This is a genomic window from Phenylobacterium sp. VNQ135, assembly GCF_049445735.1.
Taxonomy (GTDB): domain Bacteria; phylum Pseudomonadota; class Alphaproteobacteria; order Caulobacterales; family Caulobacteraceae; genus Phenylobacterium.
This window is the reverse complement of sequence record NZ_JBMSDS010000001.1, coordinates 339,793-359,029: the sequence shown is the minus strand read 5'-3', so window position 1 is coordinate 359,029 and position 19,237 is coordinate 339,793. Positions and strand designations below refer to the sequence as shown.

The window sequence follows — 19,237 nt, the reverse complement described above, 5'->3', positions numbered from 1 at the left end:
ATCTGAGACCGAAGACGACCTGATGTCCGACCCTGACGCCCCCAATCCGTACGCCCGCAACAGCGCCTGGCCGAAAATGCCACAGGCGCCGTTCCGCGTGGGGCCGCTGCCGAAGGCCGAGCCGCCGCCGGCCGCGCAGCCAGCGCCCCAGCCGCCGGCCGCTCCGGCTCCGGAGCCTCAGGCCGAGGCGCGTCCGCAGACCATCACGCCGGTCTTCACCCGGCCGGCCGGGCCGACCCCGGCGTTCACGCGCCCGATCACGCCCACGCCGGCGCGCGCCCAGCCTCGCATGCCGCCGCAGTCGGCCATTCCGGAACCGGCCATGCCCCGGCCGGCCCAGCCGCCGCCGCGCCCGCAGCCGCCGCCGCGCCCGCAGGCGGCGCCGCAGCCCGCGCCCGCTCCGCAGCCTGCACCCGTCGCGACAGCGCCGGCGGCGACGAGGCCCGAGCCTCGCCCCGAACCCGCGCCGTTCGCGAAGGCGGGGGTGCGCGCGCGAGCCCGGACAGGCGGCGTGCCGTGGCTGCCGATCGCGGCCGCCGGCGGCGTCGCCGCCGCCGGCCTTGCGGCCCTGGTCGTTGTGCTGAGCCGCGGCCCCGAGACGCCCGCGCCGTCGACGGCGCTCTCGCCGGCTGTCGAGACGCCGACCATCGCCAGCGCGCCTGCGGACCTGGCGACGCCTGTCGCCCAGGCGCCCGCCGCTGCGACCGTCACGCCGCGCCCCGTCGAGCGCCGGATCGCCGCGGCGCCGAGCCGAGCCGCGCCCGCTCGGACGACAGCCGCGTCCGCCCAGCCCGCGGCCGAGGCCGCGCCACCGCCGGTGCTGGACCTTCCTGCCACCGCGCCACCCGCTGCGCCCGGTCCGGTGACGCTGCCCACGCCGGCGCCGGCGTTGAAGCCTTACACGCCTCCGCCGCAGCCCGATCCTGACGCACCGATGGAGAAGCGGCGTGACTACTAGTCTGGCCTAGGCCTGCGGGGCGGGCGTGCTAGAACGCGCCCGGAATCCCAAGACCTCGGAGAGGCCCATGAAGACGCGCGCGGCGGTGGCATTCGCGGCGAAGCAGCCGTTGGAGATCGTCGAGGTGGACCTGGAGGGTCCGCGCGCCGGCGAGGTGCTGGTGGAGATCAAGGCCACCGGCGTCTGCCACACCGACGCCTACACGCTCGACGGCTTCGATTCCGAGGGCATCTTCCCGTCGATCCTGGGCCACGAGGGCGCGGGTGTGGTGCTGGAAGTCGGGCCCGGCGTCACCAGCGTGCAGCCGGGCGATCACGTGATCCCGCTGTACACGCCGGAATGCCGGCAGTGCAAAAGCTGCCTTTCCCGCAAGACGAACCTGTGCACGGCGATCCGCGGCACCCAGGGCAAGGGCCTGATGCCCGACGGCACCAGCCGGTTCTCGTACAAGGGCCAGCCGATCTTCCACTACATGGGCTGCTCGACCTTCTCGAACCACACGGTCCTGCCCGAGATCGCCGTGGCCAAGATCCGCAAGGACGCCCCGTTCGAGACCGCCTGCTACGTCGGCTGCGGTGTGACGACGGGCGTGGGGGCGGTGGTCAATACCGCCGACGTGGAGGCGGGCGCCAACTGCATCGTCTTCGGCCTGGGCGGCATCGGCCTGAACGTGATCCAGGGCTTGAAGATGGTGGGCGCGGGCATGATCGTCGGCGTCGACATCAACCCCGACCGCGAAGAGTGGGGTCGCCGGTTCGGCATGACCCACTTCGTCAATCCGAAGGACATCTCGGGCGACCTGGTGGCCCATCTCGTCGCGCTCACCGACGGCGGCGCGGACTACACCTTTGACGCCACCGGCAACACGACGGTCATGCGCCAGGCGCTGGAGGCCTGCCACCGCGGCTGGGGCGAGAGCATCATCATCGGCGTCGCCGAGGCCGGGAAGGAGATCGCCACCCGGCCGTTCCAGCTCGTCACCGGCCGGGTCTGGAAGGGCACCGCCTTCGGCGGCGCGCGCGGGCGCACCGACACGCCCAAGATCGTCGACTGGTACATGGACGGGAAGATCGAGATCGACCCGATGATCACCCACAAGCTGCCGCTGGAGCGCATCAACGAGGCCTTCGACCTGATGCACGCCGGCGAGAGCATCCGCAGCGTGATCGTCTACTGATGGAGCTCGTTTCCCAGGCGAAGAGCTTCGGCGGCGTCCAGGGCGTCTATCGCCACCAAAGCCGGGAGACCGGCACGCCGATGGTCTTCAGCGTGTTCGTCCCGCCGCAGGCGGAGCGCGGGCCGCGGCCTGTGGTCTGGTATCTCTCGGGGCTCACCTGCACCCACGCCAATGTCACGGAGAAGGGCCAGTACCAGCGCGCCTGCGCTGAGCTCGGCCTGATCTTCGTGGCGCCCGACACGAGTCCGAGGGGCGAAGGCGTGCCAGACGATCCCGCCTACGACTTCGGCCAGGGCGCGGGCTTCTATGTGGATGCGACGCAAAGCCCCTGGGCGCAGCACTTCCGCATGGAGAGCTACATCGTCTCGGAGCTGCCGGCGCTGGTCGGGGCGGAGTTCCCCGTCGACATGGCGCGGCAGGGCATCACCGGCCACTCCATGGGCGGTCATGGCGCGCTGACGCTGGCGCTGAAGAACCCTGGCCGTTGGAAGAGCGTCTCGGCCTTCGCGCCGATCAGCTCGCCGATGCGCTGTCCGTGGGGCGAGAAGGCGCTGGGCGGCTACCTTGGCGAGGATCGTGCGGCCTGGCGCCGGTACGACGCCACCGCTCTGCTCGAGGACGGCGCGCGCCTGTCCGAGCTCCTGGTGGACCAGGGCGGAGCCGACAACTTCCTCGCTGAACAGCTCAAGCCCGAACTGCTGGCCGCGGCCTGCGAAAAGGCCGGCGTGCCGCTGACCCTGCGGATGCAGCCCGGCTACGACCACAGCTACTATTTCGTCTCGAGCTTCATGGCCGACCACCTGGCCTGGCACGCCGAACGGCTGGGCTAGAGGCCAAAAGAAAAGCGGCCCGGATCGCTCCGGGCCGCCCGAACCTGCCGGAGCAGGCCTCTCCTTAGTACTTGAACCGCAGCGTCGCGCCGACGGTGCGCGGGGCGCCGAGGAACGCGTTGTAGACGCTGATGGCGTCGTTGTTCTCGTCCACCTGGTACGGGCCGTTGAAGCCGACCTGGATGTAGTTCTTGTCGAACAGGTTGTTGGCCCAGAGTTCGACGGTCCAGCTCTCGTCCGCGGCGCCGAGGCCCACGCGGCCGTTCACCAGCACCATCGAGTCCTGCTCCTTCACCGGGTGCAGATCGGAGCCGGTGTTGTAGCGCGAGGTGAACTTGCCCGAGAGGTTCGCGCGGAACTTCAGGCCCGAGAACACGTCACGCTCGTACGAGCCGGCCAGCGAGGCCGACCAGCGCGGCGCGAACGACAGCTGGGCGCCGGGCAGGCGACGCAGGCTGTTGAAACGCGTCGGGTTGAGCAGGTCGGCGGCGGTGAATTCCCCGATCTCCGTCTCGGCGTAGGTGACGCCGCCCTGGAAGGTCAGGCCGTCAACCGGCGGCAGGTAGATGAAGTCGATGTCGACGCCGCGCGAGGTCACCTTCGGCAGGGTCTCGACCACGAAGGCCGTGCCCACGAAGGTGTTCAGCTGGAAGTCCTCGAACTTCTGGTAGAACAGCGCCGCGTTCAGCAGCAGCGAATTGTTCAGCCAGGAGGTCTTGGCGCCCAGCTCATAGCTGTCGACCGACTCGCCGCGGAAGCTGGTGTCCGGGTCGGCCGTGAAGTTCGGCCCGGCCGCGGTCACCGCGATCGCCTGCTCGCGGTCGAGGTTGAACCCGCCCGACTTGTAGCCGCGCGAGTACGAGGCGTACGTCATGAGGTCGTCGTTCCAGCGGTAGGCCAGCTTGGCCGTGCCGGTGACTTCCTCTTCCGTGCGCTTCTGCGTGGTCACGCCCAGGTCGTCGAAGTCGTTGTTCTGCGAGTTCAGGCAGAGGCCGCCGACGATGGTCGTGGCGGTCGCCTGGCCCAGGAGGCCGGCGAGGGCGCCGAAGCGCGCTTCACCCTGGTCGCAGGCCGCGCCCGTCGTCGTGTAGTCGGTGACGAGGGTCTTCTTGTCCTTCAGGTAGCGCAGGCCGACGGTCAGCTCGAGCTGGTCGGTGAACGCGAACGAGTTGTTCGTGAACAACGCATAGCTCTTGCCGTCCTGGGCGTAGCGGTCGTCCGAACCATTGCCTTGCTGGAAGATCGTGCCCGGCGTCAGGCCGATCAGGGCCGGAACGCCGCCGAGCACGCGGCCGGCGAAGTAGGCATAGTAGTCCGAGCCGTAGTTCAGCACCGCGCGGCTATCGAGGTCTTCCTCGGCGTAGAACCCGCCGACGAGCCAGTTCAGGCGGTTGTCCACAGCCTGGCCGGCGAGGCGGACTTCCTGGGAGAACTGCTTGAAGCCGACCCGATTGGAGCCGTCGTTCGGGCGATAGACAAGGTCGGCGGCGGTGAAGTCGCTGTCCTGGCCCGTCTCGGCGTTCCACTTCCGCCAGGCGGTGATGGAGGTCAGGGTGATATCCGGCGTCAGGCGCCAGTTCAGCTCACCCGAGACGCCGCGGTCCTCGACGCGCTGGTCGGTCGGGCGGTTGGCGTAGCCCAGGCGGTCGAACGGCGTGGACGTCAGGTCGAGCGAACCCGGACGCACGGCTTCGATGAAGCGGGCGCGGCTGTTCGCAGCGCCGCCGACGAACAGCTGGGTGCCGACGCAGCAGTCTTCGTTCCGCTTGGTGTAGTCGGCGATGACACGGAAGCTGATGTCCTCGGTCGGCTCGAACTGGAGCTGGCCGCGGACGGTGTAGAAGTTCTGGTTGTTGTCGTCGTGCTGACCGCGCGGACCCGGACCGGTGATGATGTCCTGGTAACCGTTGCGCGAACGGGCGGCGGCGAAGATGCGGCCGGTGACGCCATCGGTGATCGGGCCGGACAGCGAGCTCGAGAAGCCGAACTGCTCGTAGTCGCCGACGGTGACTTCCGACTGCGCCTGGACGTCTTCGGTCGGGCCGGCGGTGATGATGTTGATGACGCCCGCCGAGGTGTTCTTGCCGAACAGGGTGCCCTGCGGACCCTTCAGCACTTCGATGCGGGTGACTTCGCCGAGGTCGCCGAAGGACACGCCGTTGCGCGGCCGGTAGACGCCGTCGATGACGATGCCGACCGAGGATTCCAGGCCGGGGTTGTCGCCCACGGTGCCGACGCCGCGCACACGGGCGGTGACGATGGTCTCGTTCGACGTCGAAGTAACCGTCAGGCCGGGCGTCAGGACGGTGAGCTCGCGGATGTCGCGGACGCCGGCGTCGCGCAGCAGCTCGCCGCTAACCGAGGTGACCACGATCGGCACGTCCTGCAGGCTTTGCTCGCGCTTCTGGGCGGTCACGACGATCTCGTCGATCTCGCGGCCCGTGGACGTCTCCTCTTGCGCCTGCGCGGCCGTGGCGAAGGCGGCAGCCATCACGCCCGCGAGGGCGGTGCTGCGCATCAGATAGTTCATTCGCATTTGGTTGTAGTTCTCCCCGAGCTGCACCCGACAGGGGGAGTCGCGGGCGCTCGCTCAGGCGCGGGTAGAGAGATCATCTCGTCGCTTCGCAATGACGGCGGCGTCAAAAAGGCGTCACAAATCCGGGTTGTGGCCCCACGGCAACGCCCGAACACGGCGCCGACGGGAAAAGCCACAATTCTGCCCCGAAACAGAAAACGCGGGTCAGTCAAAAACCGAGACGTTCACGGGCGCAGGGTCGGCAGGTCGGCCGAGCCGATATAGCCCAGGGTCGCCGCGCGGTGGATCGCCTGGGATCGCCCCGCGACGCCGAGCTTGCGCGACGCGTTGACGATGTGAAAGCGCACGGTGGGCGTGGAGATGGCGACGATCTTGCCGATCTCGGTATCGGTCTTTCCCGCCGCGGCCCATTTCAGGCACTGGATCTCGCGGCGTGTCAGGTGCGCCGGCGCTTGCTTGGCGACCGCGCCCACGGCGTCGGCATAGGTCGCAACGAAACGCAGGGCCAGCGCGTGGAGCTCGGCGGCGCGCCTCTCGAACAAGGACGCCACGTCGAGCGCGGCGTCGGGGGAGGCCCATACGACGGCGCCGATGACGCCGCCCGGGAGATAGGCCGGCGCAACAAGGGCGGCCTCGACGCCGAAGGTCTCGATGCCCTCGGCGCTCACCGCCTCCAGCGCCGGGTTCGCGCGCCAGGACCACATCTTGCCCCGGGTGAAATAGAACGGCTCGGAACAGGCGCGGCAGGCATGGATGAACGCCGCCCGCAGCGCAAAGCCGCGATCCTCCCAGTAGCGGAGGTCGTTGATCCAGCGGAACGTGGTCTCGGCGAAGGGCCGGCCGTCGGGCCCGACCGGCGGCGTCGGGCTGCCGATGTCGGCGCTGACCGCGACATAGGGGAGGTCCATGGCCTGGCCGGCCGCGGCGATCTCGCGAGCGAGCGCCGCCGCTTCTTCCAGACGCACCGATGATCCTGGCCGGGAGAACATGGCCGCACGCTCCCACCCTATCACTTTCGATAGCTTGTTCGTTGCCGAGCCGCTCCGCAAGCTCTCCTGGGACAGACCCGGCGTGAAGCCGGGCTGACCGTTCAGCCGCCTCCAGAGCGGCGCGGGAGGGAATATGACCGTATGCAAGTGGGGCGCATCCGCCCTGGTGATCGCTGGCGCATGCGCCGCGGGTCCGGTCCTGGCCCAGGAGGCCCAGGCCGGGCAGGGGTCCGTGATCGAGGGCATCGTCGTCACGGCGCAGAAGCGCGAGCAGAACCTGCAGGACGTGCCGATCGTGGTGAACGTCGTGTCGGGCCAGCAGCTGCAGGACGCCGGCGTCCGGGACGTCAAGGACCTGCAGGTCCTGACGCCCGGCCTCAGCGTGACCTCGTCCACCGGCGGCGCCCAGACGTCGATCCGGATCCGCGGCGTCGGCACCATCGGCGACAACCCGGGCCTGGAATCCTCGGTCGGCACCGTGATCGACGGGGTATACCGCGCCCGCTCGGGCGTGGCGTTCGGCGACCTCGGCGAGCTGGAGCGCATCGAGGTGCTGAAGGGGCCGCAGGGCACCGTCTTCGGCAAGAACACCTCGGCCGGCGTCATCAACGTCATCACCAAGGCGCCGGAGTTCGACTTCAGCGCCACGGGCGAACTCACCGCCGGCAACTATGACCATCTGGCTGCGGCGGCCTCGGTCACCGGTCCGATCACCGACACGCTTGCGGCCCGCATCTACGCAGCGCGGCGGGTGCGCGACGGCTTCTACGACATCAGCAACGGCGCCGGGCCCTCGACCCAGAAGGACAACGACGACCAGGACGTCTCCACGGTGCGGGGCCAGCTCCTCTGGCTGCCGTCCGACGCCCTGCAGCTCCGCTTCCTGGCCGACTACACCAAACGCGAGGAGCATTGCTGCCTGGACGTGGCCACCGTGCCTGGCCCGACGGCGGCGATCATCGACGCCCTTGCCAGCGACGCCGGCATCCTGCGCCCGGCCGATCCCTTCCGCCGGCTCGCCTTCGCCAACCGCGAGGTGGCCCAGGACCTGGAGGATATGGGCGTGTCGCTGCAGGTCGACTGGGACCTGAGCAAGGACATCACCCTGACGTCGATCACCGCCTGGCGGGATTGGGAGAACTTCCAGGCGAACGACATCGACTTCTCGAGCGCCGACATCTGGTACCGCCCCGACGACGGGCGCACGTTCTCGAAGTTCGAGACCTTCTCGCAAGAGCTGCGGTTCGCCGGCACGACGGGTCCGCTCGACTGGATGGTCGGCGGCTACTACTCGGACGAGCAGCTCGACTCGAGCGCCTACACGCTCTTCGGCACGGCCTATGAGACCTATTTCAGCCTGCTGCTCTCGAGCGGAACGAACCCGACGGCGGTCTCCGCGCTGACCGGGATACCGGCGGGCCAGAACTTCATCCCGGGCGCCGGCTCGTACGACCAGTACGATCATTCGAACAAGGGCTGGGCGCTCTTCACCAACAACACCTGGCACGTCACGGACGCGCTCGAGGTCACCTTCGGCCTCCGCTACACCGACGACACCAAGAAGGTGTTCTCGCAGTACCGGAACACGGCGCCGGGCAATGCCTGCGCCGCGGCCATCGTCCGCCCGATCCCAGCGGCGGCCCGGGCGGCGATCTGCGCCCCCACTGGCGACCCCGCGTTCAACAACGTCGACACCCGCCAGAAGCGCAGCGAGGACCGCCTCGGCGGCACGGTGAAGGTCAGCTACCGGTTCAATCCGGAACTGATGACCTATGTGTCCTACGCCAGCAGCCACAAGAGCGGCGGCTTCAACCTCGACCGGGCGCGGTTCAACCCCGGCCAGATCAATCCGGACACCAGCTTCCCGGCCGAGACGGTCGAGAGCTACGAGGCCGGCTTCAAGAGCAACCTGGCGGGCAACACCCTGCTGCTGAACGCGGCGGCCTTCGACCAGACCTTCAAGAACTTCCAGCTCAACACCTACACGGGCATCAGCTTCGTGGTGGCTTCGGTTCCGAAGGTGACGTCCAAGGGCGTCGACCTCGACCTCGTCTATCGCACGCCGTTCGAAGGCCTGACGGTGACGGGCGGCGTCACCTATGCGGTCACCCAGTTCGGCAACTTCGTGCCAGGACCCGGCATCGGACCGCGCCTGCCGACGTCGCGGCTGTCGTACGCCCCGCTGTGGTCGGCTTCGTGGTCGGCGGCCTACGAGAAGCCGCTGGGCCAGGACTTCAAGCTGCGGGCCAGCCTCTCGGGCCGCTACACCTCGGCCTACAACACCGGCTCCAACCTCGACCCGCTGAAGCGGCAGCGGCCGATGACGATCTGGAACGGGCGGGTGGGCATCGGTCCCGAGGACGAGCGCTGGCAGCTCGAAGTCTGGGCGCAGAACCTCACCGACGTGAACTACTACCAGGTGGTGGTCGACCAGCCGCTCCAGACCGGCACCTTCGCCGCCTTCCTGGGCGCGCCGCGGACGGTGGGCGCGACGCTCCGGGTGAAGTTCCAGTAGGCGTTCGATGGACCTCGACCTGACACCGGCGGATCTCGCCTTTCGGGACGAGGTCCGCGCCTTCCTGGCGGCGAACCTGACGCCCGAGCTGAAGGCGGCCGGGGCGCGGCAGACGAGCGTCTTCGTCGAGCCGCGCCACAGCCTGGCCTGGCAGAGGATCCTGCACGCCAGGGGCTGGGTCGCGCCCTCGTGGCCGAAGGAATACGGCGGCCCAGGCTGGAGCGAGACCCAGCGGGCCATCTTCGCCGCCGAGTGCGTGCAGGCCTCGGCGCCGTCGCTGGCGCCCATGGGGCTGCGGATGGTGGGGCCCTGCATCATGCGGTACGGCACGCAGGCGCAGAAGGCGCACCACCTGCCGCGCATCCTGTCCGGCGAAGACTACTGGTGCCAGGGCTACTCCGAGCCAGGCTCCGGCTCGGATCTCGCGTCGCTTCAGCTTCGGGCGGTAAGTGACGGAGAAGACTACGTTCTCACGGGGTCCAAGATCTGGACTACCCACGCCCACCACGCCAACCGGATGTTCTGCCTGGTGCGGACCAGCACCGAGGGCAAGCCGCAGCAGGGCATCACCTTCCTGCTGCTCGACATGAAGACGCCCGGGATCAAGGTCGAGCCGATCATCACGCTGGCCGGCGAGCATGAGGTCAACCAGGTCTTCTTCGACGAGGTGCGGGTTCCGAAGTCCGGCCGGCTGGGGGAGGAGAACCAGGGCTGGACCGTCGCCAAGTACCTGCTGGAGTTCGAACGGGGCGGGGGCTCGGCCCCGGCGCTGAAGGTGCAGCTCGAGCGGCTGCGCGCCGCGGCGGGCGATTTCCTCGAGGACCCGCACTACCGGCGCAAGGTGGCCGAGCAGGAGATCGCCGTGCAGGCCATCGACGTCTCGGAACTGCGGGTGCTGAGCGCGCTGGCCGGCGGCCGCAATCCGGGCCCCGCCTCGTCGATGCTGAAGACGCAGGGGACCGAGGCCATGCAGCGCATCGACACCCTCGCCATCGAAGCCGCGGGCGCCTACGCCGCCGTGGACCAGCCGCAGGCGCGCGAGCCCGGCTCCAACGTGGCGCCCGTGGGCCCCGACCACAGTCTGACCGCAATGGCCAGGTACCTGAACAATCGGGCCGCCTCGATCTACGGCGGCTCCAACGAGATCCAAAGGGACATCATCGCCCGCCTCGTGCTGGGCCTGTGAGGAGGAAGAGGACCGTGACGCTGAACCTTCGCCGTCCGTATCGGACGTATTCGATCACCCAGCTCTGCAAGGAATTCGGGGCGACGCCGCGGGCGCTGCGCTTCTACGAAGAGCAGGGGCTGCTGACGCCGGCGCGTCGCGACCTGACCCGCATCTATTCGTACAAGGACCGCGCCCGGCTGGCGCTGATCATGCGCGGCCGCAAGGTGGGCCTCTCGGTAGCTGAGATCCGTGACATCCTCGACCTCTACGAGGAGGCCGGCGAGCCCGCCCAGAACGCCCATGCCCTCGCCATCTTCAAGCGGCGGATCGACGCGCTGCTGGCCCAGCGCGCCGCCGTGGACGAGGCGATCGAGGCGCTGAAGCAGGCCTCGGGGCGCCTGCAGCAGAAGTACTTCCCCGAGGGTCACCTGCCGGCCTGATCCGCGCGATCCGACGGCGAAAGGCTCCACCGCCCGTGCACTGGCCCTTGCGGCGCGCGCGGGCGTGTGCTTTCGCCGAAGGTCCTAGTCAAAGACGATAGGACCATGGACACCTTGCTCATCACCCGACGCCCGCATGCTTCTCCGACGCCGCCGCACGCGCGGGCGGCGTTGCTCGAGGATCCGGGGTTCGGCAAGGTATTCACCGACCATATGGTCACGGTCCGCTGGACCGAGGGCGTCGGCTGGCACGACGCTCAGGTTCGCGCCCGCGAGCCCTTCCAGCTCGATCCGGCCGCGGCCGTCCTGCACTACGCCCAGGAGATCTTCGAGGGGCTGAAGGCCTATCGCACCCGCGGCAACGACGTGGTGCTCTTCCGGCCCGACGCGAACGCCCAGCGCTTCCTCGACTCCGCCGACCGGATGGCCATGCCGCGGCTCCCGCCGGAGCTGTTCGTGAGCGCCATCGAGGCCCTGGTGCGCACCGACGCCGACTGGATACCCACCAGCGAGGGCGCCAGCCTGTATCTCCGGCCGTTCATGATCGCCACCGAGGCCTTCCTCGGCGTGCGGCCAGCGGCGGAATACACTTTCTGCGTGATCGCCTGCCCGGTGGGCGCCTATTTCAAGGGCGGGGCCAAGCCGGTGACGGTGTGGGTCTCGGACGCCTACACCCGCGCCGCCCCCGGCGGCACGGGCGCGGCCAAGTGCGGCGGCAACTATGCCGCCAGCCTGGTCGCCCAGGCCGAGGCGATCAAGAACGGCTGCGACCAAGTGGTCTTCCTGGACGCCGCCGAGCACCGCTACGTGGAAGAATTGGGCGGGATGAACGTGTTCTTCGTCTTCGACGACGGCACGCTGGTCACCCCGCCGCTGGGCGGAACCATCCTGCCGGGCGTGACCCGTGACTCGATCCTCACCCTGGCCAAGGACGCCGGGCTGAAGGTGGAGGAACGGCCCTATACGTTCGAGGAGTGGCAGGCGGACGCCGCCAGCGGGCGGCTGAAGGAGGCCTTCGCCTGCGGCACCGCCGCGGTGCTCGCCGCCATCGGGGAGATCCGCCACGCCGGCGGCGCCTTCAAGATCGGCGGCGGCTCGGAAGGGCCGATGACCACCCGCCTTCGCGACCAGCTCACCGGGATCCAGCGCTGCACGGCGGCGGATCCCTACGGCTGGGTGCACAAGATCGACATGGACGGCTAGGCCGTAGCGGCTCAGGCGGACGCCGTTCCGCCTGAGCCGGTGTTTTCCATGCGGTCATCGGCGCGGTGGCCTGACGCTTGCAGCCGCGCTAGGAGGTCGGCGAAGACATCCCCGCCCGACGACGGCGTTGCGGATTCGCTTGGGGGCGAGCGTGAGCAAGATCTATCCCGTCATTCTCTCCGGCGGCTCGGGCTCGCGGTTGTGGCCGCTGTCGCGCGAGAGCTATCCGAAGCAGCTTCTGCCTCTGGCCGGCGAACGGACGATGCTGCAAGAAACGGCGGCGCGGGTGATGGACCCGGCGCAGTTCGGCAGGCTCATGGTGGTGGCCAACGAGGACCACCGCTTCGTCATCGCCGAACAGCTCCGCGCGCTCGGCGTGGACGGCCCGACCATCGTGCTGGAGCCGGTGGCCCGGAACACCGCGCCGGCGGTGGCGGTGGCCGCCGTGCTGGCGGCGGAGCAGGATCCCGACGCCGTCATCCTCGTGATGCCGGCCGACCACGTCATCCAGGACCCGGCCGGCTTCCGCGCCGCGGTCAGGGCCGGGCAGGGCGCGGCCGCGGCGGGGCGGCTCGTCCTGTTCGGCATCCACCCGGACTCGCCGGCGACGGGCTACGGCTACATCCGCGCGGGCGACGAGCTGGGCGGCGGGGCGCGCGCCGTCGCCGAGTTCGTCGAGAAGCCCGACCTCGCCACGGCCGAGGGCTACCTCGCCGACGGGCGCTATCTATGGAACGGCGGCATCTTCCTGCTCCCTGCCGCCAAGCTGCTGGCCGAACTGCGCCGCCATGAGCCCGCCGTGCTGGAGGCGGTGGAGGCGGCGGTCGCCGGCGCCCAGCGCGACCTGACGTTCCTGCGGCTCGACAAGACCGCCTTCGCGAAGAGCCCCAGCATCTCGGTCGACCACGCGGTGATGGAGCGCACGGACGCTGCGGCGGTCGTTCCCGGCGACTTCGGCTGGAGCGATGTCGGGGCCTGGTCGGCGCTCTGGGAGATCGGGGCGCAGGACAAGCAGGCCAACGTGCTGCTAGGCGACGTGACGGCGCAGGACACCCGGGGCTCCTACATCCGGAGCGAAGGCCCACTGGTGGTCACCGTGGGGGTCGAGGACCTGGTGGTTGTGGCGAGCTCCGACGCCGTGCTGGTGACCCGCAAGGACGCCGACCAGGGCGTGAAGACCGCCGTCGAGCTGCTGAAGGCCCGCAACCATCCCGCCGCGACCCAGAACCGCCGGGTCTACCGACCCTGGGGCTACTATGAGGGGATCCACGAGGGCGATCGCTTCCAGGTGAAGCGGATCACCGTGAACCCCGGCGAGAAGCTGTCGCTGCAGAAGCACTTCCACCGCGCCGAGCACTGGGTCGTGGTGAACGGCACCGCCGCGGTGCACATCGACGGCGAGGAACGCCTGCTGGCGGAGAACGAGTCCGTCTACATCCCGCTTGGCGCGGTCCACCGCCTGAGCAACCCGGGAAAGGTGCCGCTGAACCTCATCGAGGTGCAGTCTGGGCCCTACCTCGGCGAGGACGACATCGTCCGCTTCGAGGACGTCTACGCCCGCACCTAGAAGGATCCGCAAGGCGTGGCTGCGCCCGATCTGCTGGACATCGGCCTGACCGCCTACAGGGCGGGCGACTTCGCGACCGCCGCGGCCCGGTTCGAGGAGGCTATGCGGCTCGCGCCCGACGACCCCCGGCCGCATCAAAACCTGGGCTCGGCGCTGCGCATGCTGGACCGCTTCGAGGCGGCGGAGGCGGCCTATCGCCGGGCGATCGCGCTCGATCCGGAGCTGGCCGGCCGCTGGACCACGCTTGCCACCCACCTGCGTCACCTGGGCCGCCTGGAGGAGGCCGAGGCCGCCTATCGCGAGGCCCTGGCGCGCGAGCCGGGCGAGCGCGAGGCGACCGCGGGCCTCGGCTACACGCTGCTGGCGCTGGGCCGTTATGCCGAGGGCTGGCCCCTGGCCGAGGCGCGCCGCGGTACGCTGGGCACGCCCGAGCATCTGCCAGGCCCCGAATGGGACGGCGGCGACCCACGCGGCAAGCGCATCCTCGTCTGGCGCGAGCAGGGGCTGGGCGACATGATCCAGACGGCCCGCTACCTGCCGCTGCTGAAGGCCAGGGGCGCGCAGCTCAGCATCGCCCCGCACGCCGAGCTGGTCCGCCTGCTGGACGGGCTGGGCGTGTTCGATCCGATGGGGGCGTTCGATGTCGCGGTGCTGCCGTTCTCGCTGCCGGGGCTGTTCGGGACGACGCTGGACGACATCCCGCCGCCGGCGCCGTTCGCCGCGACGCCGCGGCCCATGCCCGGCCGCATCGGCGTCGTCTGGCGGACTCAAGCGCGAGCCTGGAACGCCCGGCACAAGTCGCTGCCCCCGGAGCTCGGCCGTGAGCTGCTGGCCATCCCGGGCGCCGTCAGCCTGCACCCCGAGGACAGCGGCGCGGAAGACATGCAGGACACCGCGGACATGGTCGCCGGCCTCGACCTGGTGGTCAGCGTCGACACCTCGGTCGCCCACCTGGCCGCCAGCCTGGGCAAGCCCACCTGGATCCTCCTGCCCGCCTACGGCTGCGACTGGCGATGGCTCAGGGATCGCGACGACAGCCCCTGGTATCCGGGCGCGAGGCTGATCCGGCAGAAGACGGCCGGCGACTGGTCGCGCGTCATCGAGGACGTGGTCCGCGGTCTGAGCTGAGCGGTGGAAGAGATGGTGGATGCGACAGGGATTGAACCTGTGACCCCCTCGGTGTGAACGAGGTGAGTTCACGGCTTCGCCGAGAGGGAGGGGCCGCTATGCCACCCAGATATTCGCATTCCGTTCACGTCGATCTTGAACGTTCCAGGGTGGTTTCTGGGTGGTGCGCTAATCCGGCGCGTCTGCCTCCAGATATGGCCGGCAGACTTTCTCCACCGCCATCACGAGCTCGTTGATCTTCCGAGTGGTCGGGTCATCCTCGCCCGTGGCGAACGCCACCCTGCGCTGCTCCACTAGGTAGCTCCGCTGCTCAGTGTCCTGGTCGCCATCCTTCACGTCGAGGATGTAGCGGCCGGCGTTGTAGATCGCGTTGAATAACCGGATTGCCGCTTGGTAGTGCTCGCGCACCTCGGGGCCGAACAGAGCGGCGGCCGTGAAGCGCCTCGCCTCCAGCCGCGCGAAGAACTCCTCTTGTTTCCGAAGGCGGCGGATCACGCCGTAGCCACTGTTCTTCGTGACCGCCTCGGGCACCCCTTCCTCGGCCTCCATCTCACCCGCCCAAATCATCGGCGAGCGCACCTGCTCGAAGATGCGCGCCATCTCGTAGAAGTCGCCCAGTACGGCCTCCGCGACTTCAGCCCGGCGCCGGCTGAGCGCGAGGTGGCGGTCGAGGCGCATACGTTTCTCGGCGAGCTGCAGGTCCAACTCTCCGCGCCGCTCGAGGGCCTTGCGCTCGGCCTTCAGGCGCCTGTCGTTGCTATTCAGCGTTATGAGCGTGTTCGTCGCTAGGCTGGCCAGGGCGACCAAGCCGCTGACGATGGCAGCTGTGACCGCCGGACCGACCCAGAGGCTCGTCTCAACTGTAGTTGCAGCGGCCTGCATCAGCGGCGCCCGATGCCGCGTGAAGCGGCCGCCTGGTAGTCTGGCCTGTGGTGGCCGTAGTGCTTCTCTAGCGTCGCCGTGGACATGCCCAGGTACCCAGAGGCGAGCCACATATCCACGCCAGCTTCCATCAGCCAGGTAGCTGCGGTGTGGCGCATCCAGTGCGGCGTCACCTCTTCGGGCAGACCCGCGTCCCTGACGCAGCCCTCGAAGCCGGTGCGGATCTTCCCGGCGATGGGCTCACCGCCATGGTGCAGTATCGAAGGTGGCACTGGCTTCAGCTTCCGGTCGAGCCGGTCCCAGCGGCGCATATGAGCCAGCAGGGGAGGCGGCAGCTTCACAACCGGCCGGCGCTTCGTGGTCTCGCGCTCACCGCGGCCGCGCCGATATATCATCCCCTTATCTAGATCTACCCAGGCCTGAAACAGGCTTTCCTCGCGCAGCAGGGCGCGCATCACTGAGTGGCGGGTGCCGGTGTAGAGGCCGATCAGGATGAAGCGGCGGAGGTGGGCGCGGTTCGCGATCGCCGAGCCGCCAAGGCGCTTCCAGGTGCCGTCTTCCTGCCGGCGGTAGCCCATCGACGCCTTGAGCAGCGCCGCTGCCTGGGCGCGGGTCAGGGCGTCGCGCGGGCTCTCCGGCTTATCTGGCAGCCAGACCACCGGGCGGGTGGTGAGCGTGTCCTCGCCATGCCAGTGCCCGATCGCGGCCGAGAGCATCTCGAGCTCGCGGCGGGCGGTCTCTGAGGAGACCCGTGGCGCCGTCTTCGGATCCTTGTAGCGGGCGTCCGGCTGCGACTGGCGGTGCTCGGCGTAGGCACGGCAGGTGGACCGCTTGACCTCGACAAGGGTCTTCTCGCCCCACCAGGCGAGCAGGTTCGCTACGAAGCGGTCAAAGGTGGGGGCATCCAGCCCGGACGCGCCGGCCTTGTCCTGGCTGTAGAGGGCTATGACCTCGGCGACGAGGACTTGAGCGGGATCACGTCGGCTGTCGGCCTTGAGCGCCGGCGCGGTGAACTTCGAGGCGAGGTAGTCGGCGAGGGCCCGCTGGAGCTGGGTGGCCGCCTCGTCGAGCTCAGGGCCATAGCCCGTGCTGCGCTCAACCTGTCCGTCACGGATGACCCAGACCGGGCTGAGGAGCTTGCCGGTTCGGCCGTCGCGCTGCTGACGGAGGTAGAGCCGAGGCGGCTTGGCGCGGCGGGGCATGGCTTGAACAGGTCTCGGATCTGGGCGGGAGTCACAAAGAACTTCCCAGCGACTTCAGCAGGAATTAGTCGGCCTTTCCGTATCTCGGTTCTTAACATGCTTATCGTGATTGGGAGCTCCGATCGAAGCGCCTCGACAGCGTCCTCAAGCCGGAGCGGCGAGTGTGCAGACGGAAACCCCTTCTGCGCCTGACCAAACTGCTCTGGGTCCGTGGGGTTCATGCTGACGCCCACGTGCATGGCGACAAACACTCAGAATGAAGTGCCTGGCGCAGCTCTGCGGCAACCGCGCGAATCATAGGGACAGGAACTGCGTTTCCGGTCTGGCGGCGGACGTCCCGGTAGGATCCCAAGCACTGGAAGTGCGGCGGAAAGCCTTGCCATCGAAGAAGTTCGCGTGCCGAGGGGCGCCGCCGTCCGTTGACAAGGATGTAGTTTGCGGAGGCCTCGGCCCGCAACGCGACTGAGTGGGGCCTTACCGACACGTTGCAGGTCAGGTTCGTGTGCCACACCGCCGGCTCGAAGACCCGAGTCCCTTTCGCGGCGACAATGCGCTGGACCTTGGCCGCCGCCTCCTCCGTCGGCAGCAGAGCTGGGTCCGCATCGGCCTCGGGGTCGAGAAAGTCGGCGAGGCTCGCCGTTCCAGGAATGACATCTGGCCAAGCGAACGGAAGGTCGTCACGGAAGCCAACGATGATGATCCGCTCCCGCTTCTGCGGTAGGCCGAAATGTAGTGCATTCAGCACCTTGGTGTGCACGACGTACCCGAGCCCTTTGAGGGTATCGACCACCTTCGCGAGGCCGCTCCTAAAGCCACGCGTCGCGAGGCCTTTGACGTTCTCCAGGATGACAGCGCGAGGCCGCTTCACGCGGATGAGTTCGGCCACGTTGAAAAACAAGGCGGCTCGTGGGTCGGCAAACCCTCGACGTTTCCCGGCGAGACTCCACGGCGGGCAAGGGAAACCAGCGGCCATCACGTCGTGCTCAGGGATGTCGTGCGGCTGGATGCCACGAATGTCACCGCACGGCCGATCTTTGAAGTTGGCCTCGTAGGTGTCCGCTGCGCGACGGTTGATCTCGCAGCTGAATACGCACTCGCCGCCAGCGCCCTCGAGCGCCAATCTCATGCCCCCGATCCCTGAAAATAAATCTACGAACGTAAAGGGCGCTGGGCGCAGCCTGTACTTGGTTGGGTAGTGCCGCACGCCGCGGCCTTCGACCTCTACTAGCCCCTCGCGAAGTGCTGCTTTGAGTACGTTTCTGACGCTCCCAAGCGACACGCGGCCGCTCACGGCGGCCGATCTTGCGCCTCTGCGGATCATCCTTCCGCCCAAGGCCGAGAACAACTCGTGCACGCTTATCGATCGGTCGCGCCGCAGAAGCGGCATCACGGCTTCTCGTGCTCGCCGGCGCCGGTTCTTCAGTTTGCCGCCGCCCGACGGACCTTTTAGCGCACTACGCCTCGCGCGCCTCGGATGCGCCGCTTTCCAGCGCTGGAAGTCAATGATCTGAGCAGACATTTCAGAAAGCCGTGGATGATAGAAAAATCGGGTCCAACGAGACGACTTAGGGATCTGGTCGTTTCGCAGTCAATTCGTCATCTACGACAGCTTTTCTGGCCGTCAACACCACGGACGTCAGAAAGTGCGTTCAACAAGATCTCACAAACAAGAAATTTTGCTCAAAGATTAGCGCGAGTTACACGCCGTACACCTAAAACTACAGCCTACCCGCGGTCGAAGTTTCTCTCACAGCATCTCCGGACAATAGTTCGGGCACGAAGAATAGCTAAACTTCGTCGGCGGGTCGGCCGTCGGAGCTGATCTTGAGGCGGATCCGGGGTGGCTAGGGCTTTGGCGCACCGCGGCCAGGATCGTAAGCTTGACCTTCACCACCCTCGCCACCAGGCGGAAGGGTCGTCGAAACTCACGCTGACAGGCAGAGGATCAAGGTCGTGCAGCACACCTTGCGACGGTTTGCCATGACGGGTCGCCTTACTCCAGCGCGGTCCTACGACGACCCGTAATTCCCTGAAGGATCGTAGATCCATCATGGGCGTTGCGGCCCAGAGCGCGCCAAAGTGGTGCATTGGGGCAGGTGAGCCTTCGCTATTAAAGGCGACGAGGCGAACGGCCGCGCTCGACCACGCGTTGGCGATCACGCGACCTAGCGCGTGTGGCGCGACATCGCCGAAGTAGATGAAGCCACTCAGCGTTAGTTGATCCAACCTGGTGCCGAACAGAGCTCGTATGTGGATGTCATCCCACGGGGCGCCAAGCGTGCTGCGGCGCTGCCGATCCACAGTGTTTCTGAGCCGGTTGGTGGTGGGCCGGCGCAGACGGCTTGCGTCCGCCACGCAGCCGAGATCGATCTCGAACCAACCGAGCTGGCCGGGCGCGGCATCGCCAAAAGTGGCGATCGTCTGAGCCAGTTGCTTCTCTGCAAAGCGCTGGAAGCACTTAGGGCAGGAGGGGCGATTACATCGGTCAGCCCAGCGCCAGCGCGAGGGCGCGCCGCACGTTGCGGGTTCGGTTGCGGCCTGGCGCGACTGCATCTTCTATTTAGCGGCGCTTGCGAATTGGGCGTGTGTTCCGAAAGTAATGTCTGGCCCTGCCGCACCTTACCGGTTGCCGAGGTGCGCAC

Annotated in this window: 15 protein-coding genes; 9 read left to right on the top strand and 6 right to left on the bottom strand. The window is 68.3% G+C overall.

The features are described 5' to 3' along the window. The first annotated feature begins 22 nt into the window (after positions 1-22). From ACO2Q0_RS01745 to fghA, 3 genes are all read left to right on the top strand, one after another. The gene (locus ACO2Q0_RS01745) at positions 23-958 is read left to right on the top strand and encodes a hypothetical protein (protein WP_423349753.1); all 936 of its coding nucleotides are present in this window, start codon (positions 23-25) and stop codon (positions 956-958) included. Positions 959-1,025: 67 nt separating this feature from the next. Beyond that, positions 1,026-2,135, top strand: a complete 1,110-nt coding sequence (locus ACO2Q0_RS01740) for an S-(hydroxymethyl)glutathione dehydrogenase/class III alcohol dehydrogenase (RefSeq protein WP_423349752.1) — start codon at positions 1,026-1,028, stop codon at positions 2,133-2,135. Beyond that, on the top strand, positions 2,135-2,965 hold the full coding sequence (gene fghA, locus ACO2Q0_RS01735) for an S-formylglutathione hydrolase (RefSeq protein ID WP_423349751.1): 831 nt from the start codon (positions 2,135-2,137) through the stop codon (positions 2,963-2,965). The genes ACO2Q0_RS01740 and fghA overlap by 1 nt, the downstream gene beginning before the upstream one ends. A gap of 64 nt (positions 2,966-3,029) precedes the next feature. Here fghA and ACO2Q0_RS01730 read toward each other — a convergent pair whose 3' ends face one another. Continuing rightward, positions 3,030-5,483 carry a TonB-dependent receptor gene (locus ACO2Q0_RS01730; RefSeq protein ID WP_423349750.1) on the bottom strand — a complete coding sequence of 818 codons (2,454 nt, stop codon included), beginning with the start codon at positions 5,481-5,483 and terminating at the stop codon, positions 3,030-3,032. Positions 5,484-5,725: 242 nt separating this feature from the next. Continuing rightward, a complete protein-coding gene (locus tag ACO2Q0_RS01725) occupies positions 5,726-6,466 on the bottom strand; it encodes a helix-turn-helix transcriptional regulator (RefSeq protein WP_423349749.1) in 741 nt (246 codons plus the stop codon). 157 nt (positions 6,467-6,623) lie between these two features. Between ACO2Q0_RS01725 and ACO2Q0_RS01720 the strand changes: the two genes are divergently transcribed. The 6 genes from ACO2Q0_RS01720 (at position 6,624) to ACO2Q0_RS01695 (ending at position 14,511) form a co-directional block, all read left to right on the top strand. After that, positions 6,624-9,005, top strand: a complete 2,382-nt coding sequence (locus ACO2Q0_RS01720; protein WP_423349748.1) for a TonB-dependent receptor — start codon at positions 6,624-6,626, stop codon at positions 9,003-9,005. Between the two features lie 7 nt (positions 9,006-9,012). Continuing rightward, entirely contained in the window at positions 9,013-10,191 is a 1,179-nt protein-coding gene (locus tag ACO2Q0_RS01715) for an acyl-CoA dehydrogenase family protein (protein WP_423349747.1), read from the top strand. Between the two features lie 14 nt (positions 10,192-10,205). Beyond that, a complete protein-coding gene (locus tag ACO2Q0_RS01710; RefSeq protein ID WP_423349746.1) occupies positions 10,206-10,613 on the top strand; it encodes a MerR family transcriptional regulator in 408 nt (135 codons plus the stop codon). A gap of 105 nt (positions 10,614-10,718) precedes the next feature. Then, positions 10,719-11,816: a branched-chain amino acid aminotransferase gene (locus tag ACO2Q0_RS01705; protein WP_423349745.1), complete on the top strand. Its 1,098-nt coding sequence runs from the start codon at positions 10,719-10,721 to the stop codon at positions 11,814-11,816. A gap of 151 nt (positions 11,817-11,967) precedes the next feature. Beyond that, positions 11,968-13,383, top strand: a complete 1,416-nt coding sequence (locus ACO2Q0_RS01700; RefSeq protein WP_423349744.1) for a mannose-1-phosphate guanylyltransferase/mannose-6-phosphate isomerase — start codon at positions 11,968-11,970, stop codon at positions 13,381-13,383. A 15-nt stretch (positions 13,384-13,398) separates the two neighbouring features. Then, positions 13,399-14,511, top strand: a complete 1,113-nt coding sequence (locus tag ACO2Q0_RS01695) for a tetratricopeptide repeat protein (protein ID WP_423349743.1) — start codon at positions 13,399-13,401, stop codon at positions 14,509-14,511. A 168-nt stretch (positions 14,512-14,679) separates the two neighbouring features. Here the strand turns inward: ACO2Q0_RS01695 and ACO2Q0_RS01690 are convergent, their stop codons facing one another. From ACO2Q0_RS01690 to ACO2Q0_RS01675, 4 genes are all read right to left on the bottom strand, one after another. Then, positions 14,680-15,393, bottom strand: coding sequence for a hypothetical protein (locus tag ACO2Q0_RS01690; RefSeq protein ID WP_423349742.1), 714 nt, complete (start codon positions 15,391-15,393; stop codon positions 14,680-14,682). After that, complete coding sequence (locus ACO2Q0_RS01685; RefSeq protein WP_423349741.1) at positions 15,393-16,595, bottom strand: tyrosine-type recombinase/integrase; 1,203 nt, start codon at positions 16,593-16,595, stop codon at positions 15,393-15,395. The genes ACO2Q0_RS01690 and ACO2Q0_RS01685 overlap by 1 nt, the downstream gene beginning before the upstream one ends. Before the next feature lie 217 nt (positions 16,596-16,812). Next, positions 16,813-18,114: a DNA cytosine methyltransferase gene (locus ACO2Q0_RS01680; protein ID WP_423349740.1), complete on the bottom strand. Its 1,302-nt coding sequence runs from the start codon at positions 18,112-18,114 to the stop codon at positions 16,813-16,815. Positions 18,115-18,482: 368 nt separating this feature from the next. Further along, positions 18,483-19,148, bottom strand: coding sequence for a hypothetical protein (locus tag ACO2Q0_RS01675; RefSeq protein ID WP_423349739.1), 666 nt, complete (start codon positions 19,146-19,148; stop codon positions 18,483-18,485). Positions 19,149-19,237: the final 89 nt, after the last annotated feature.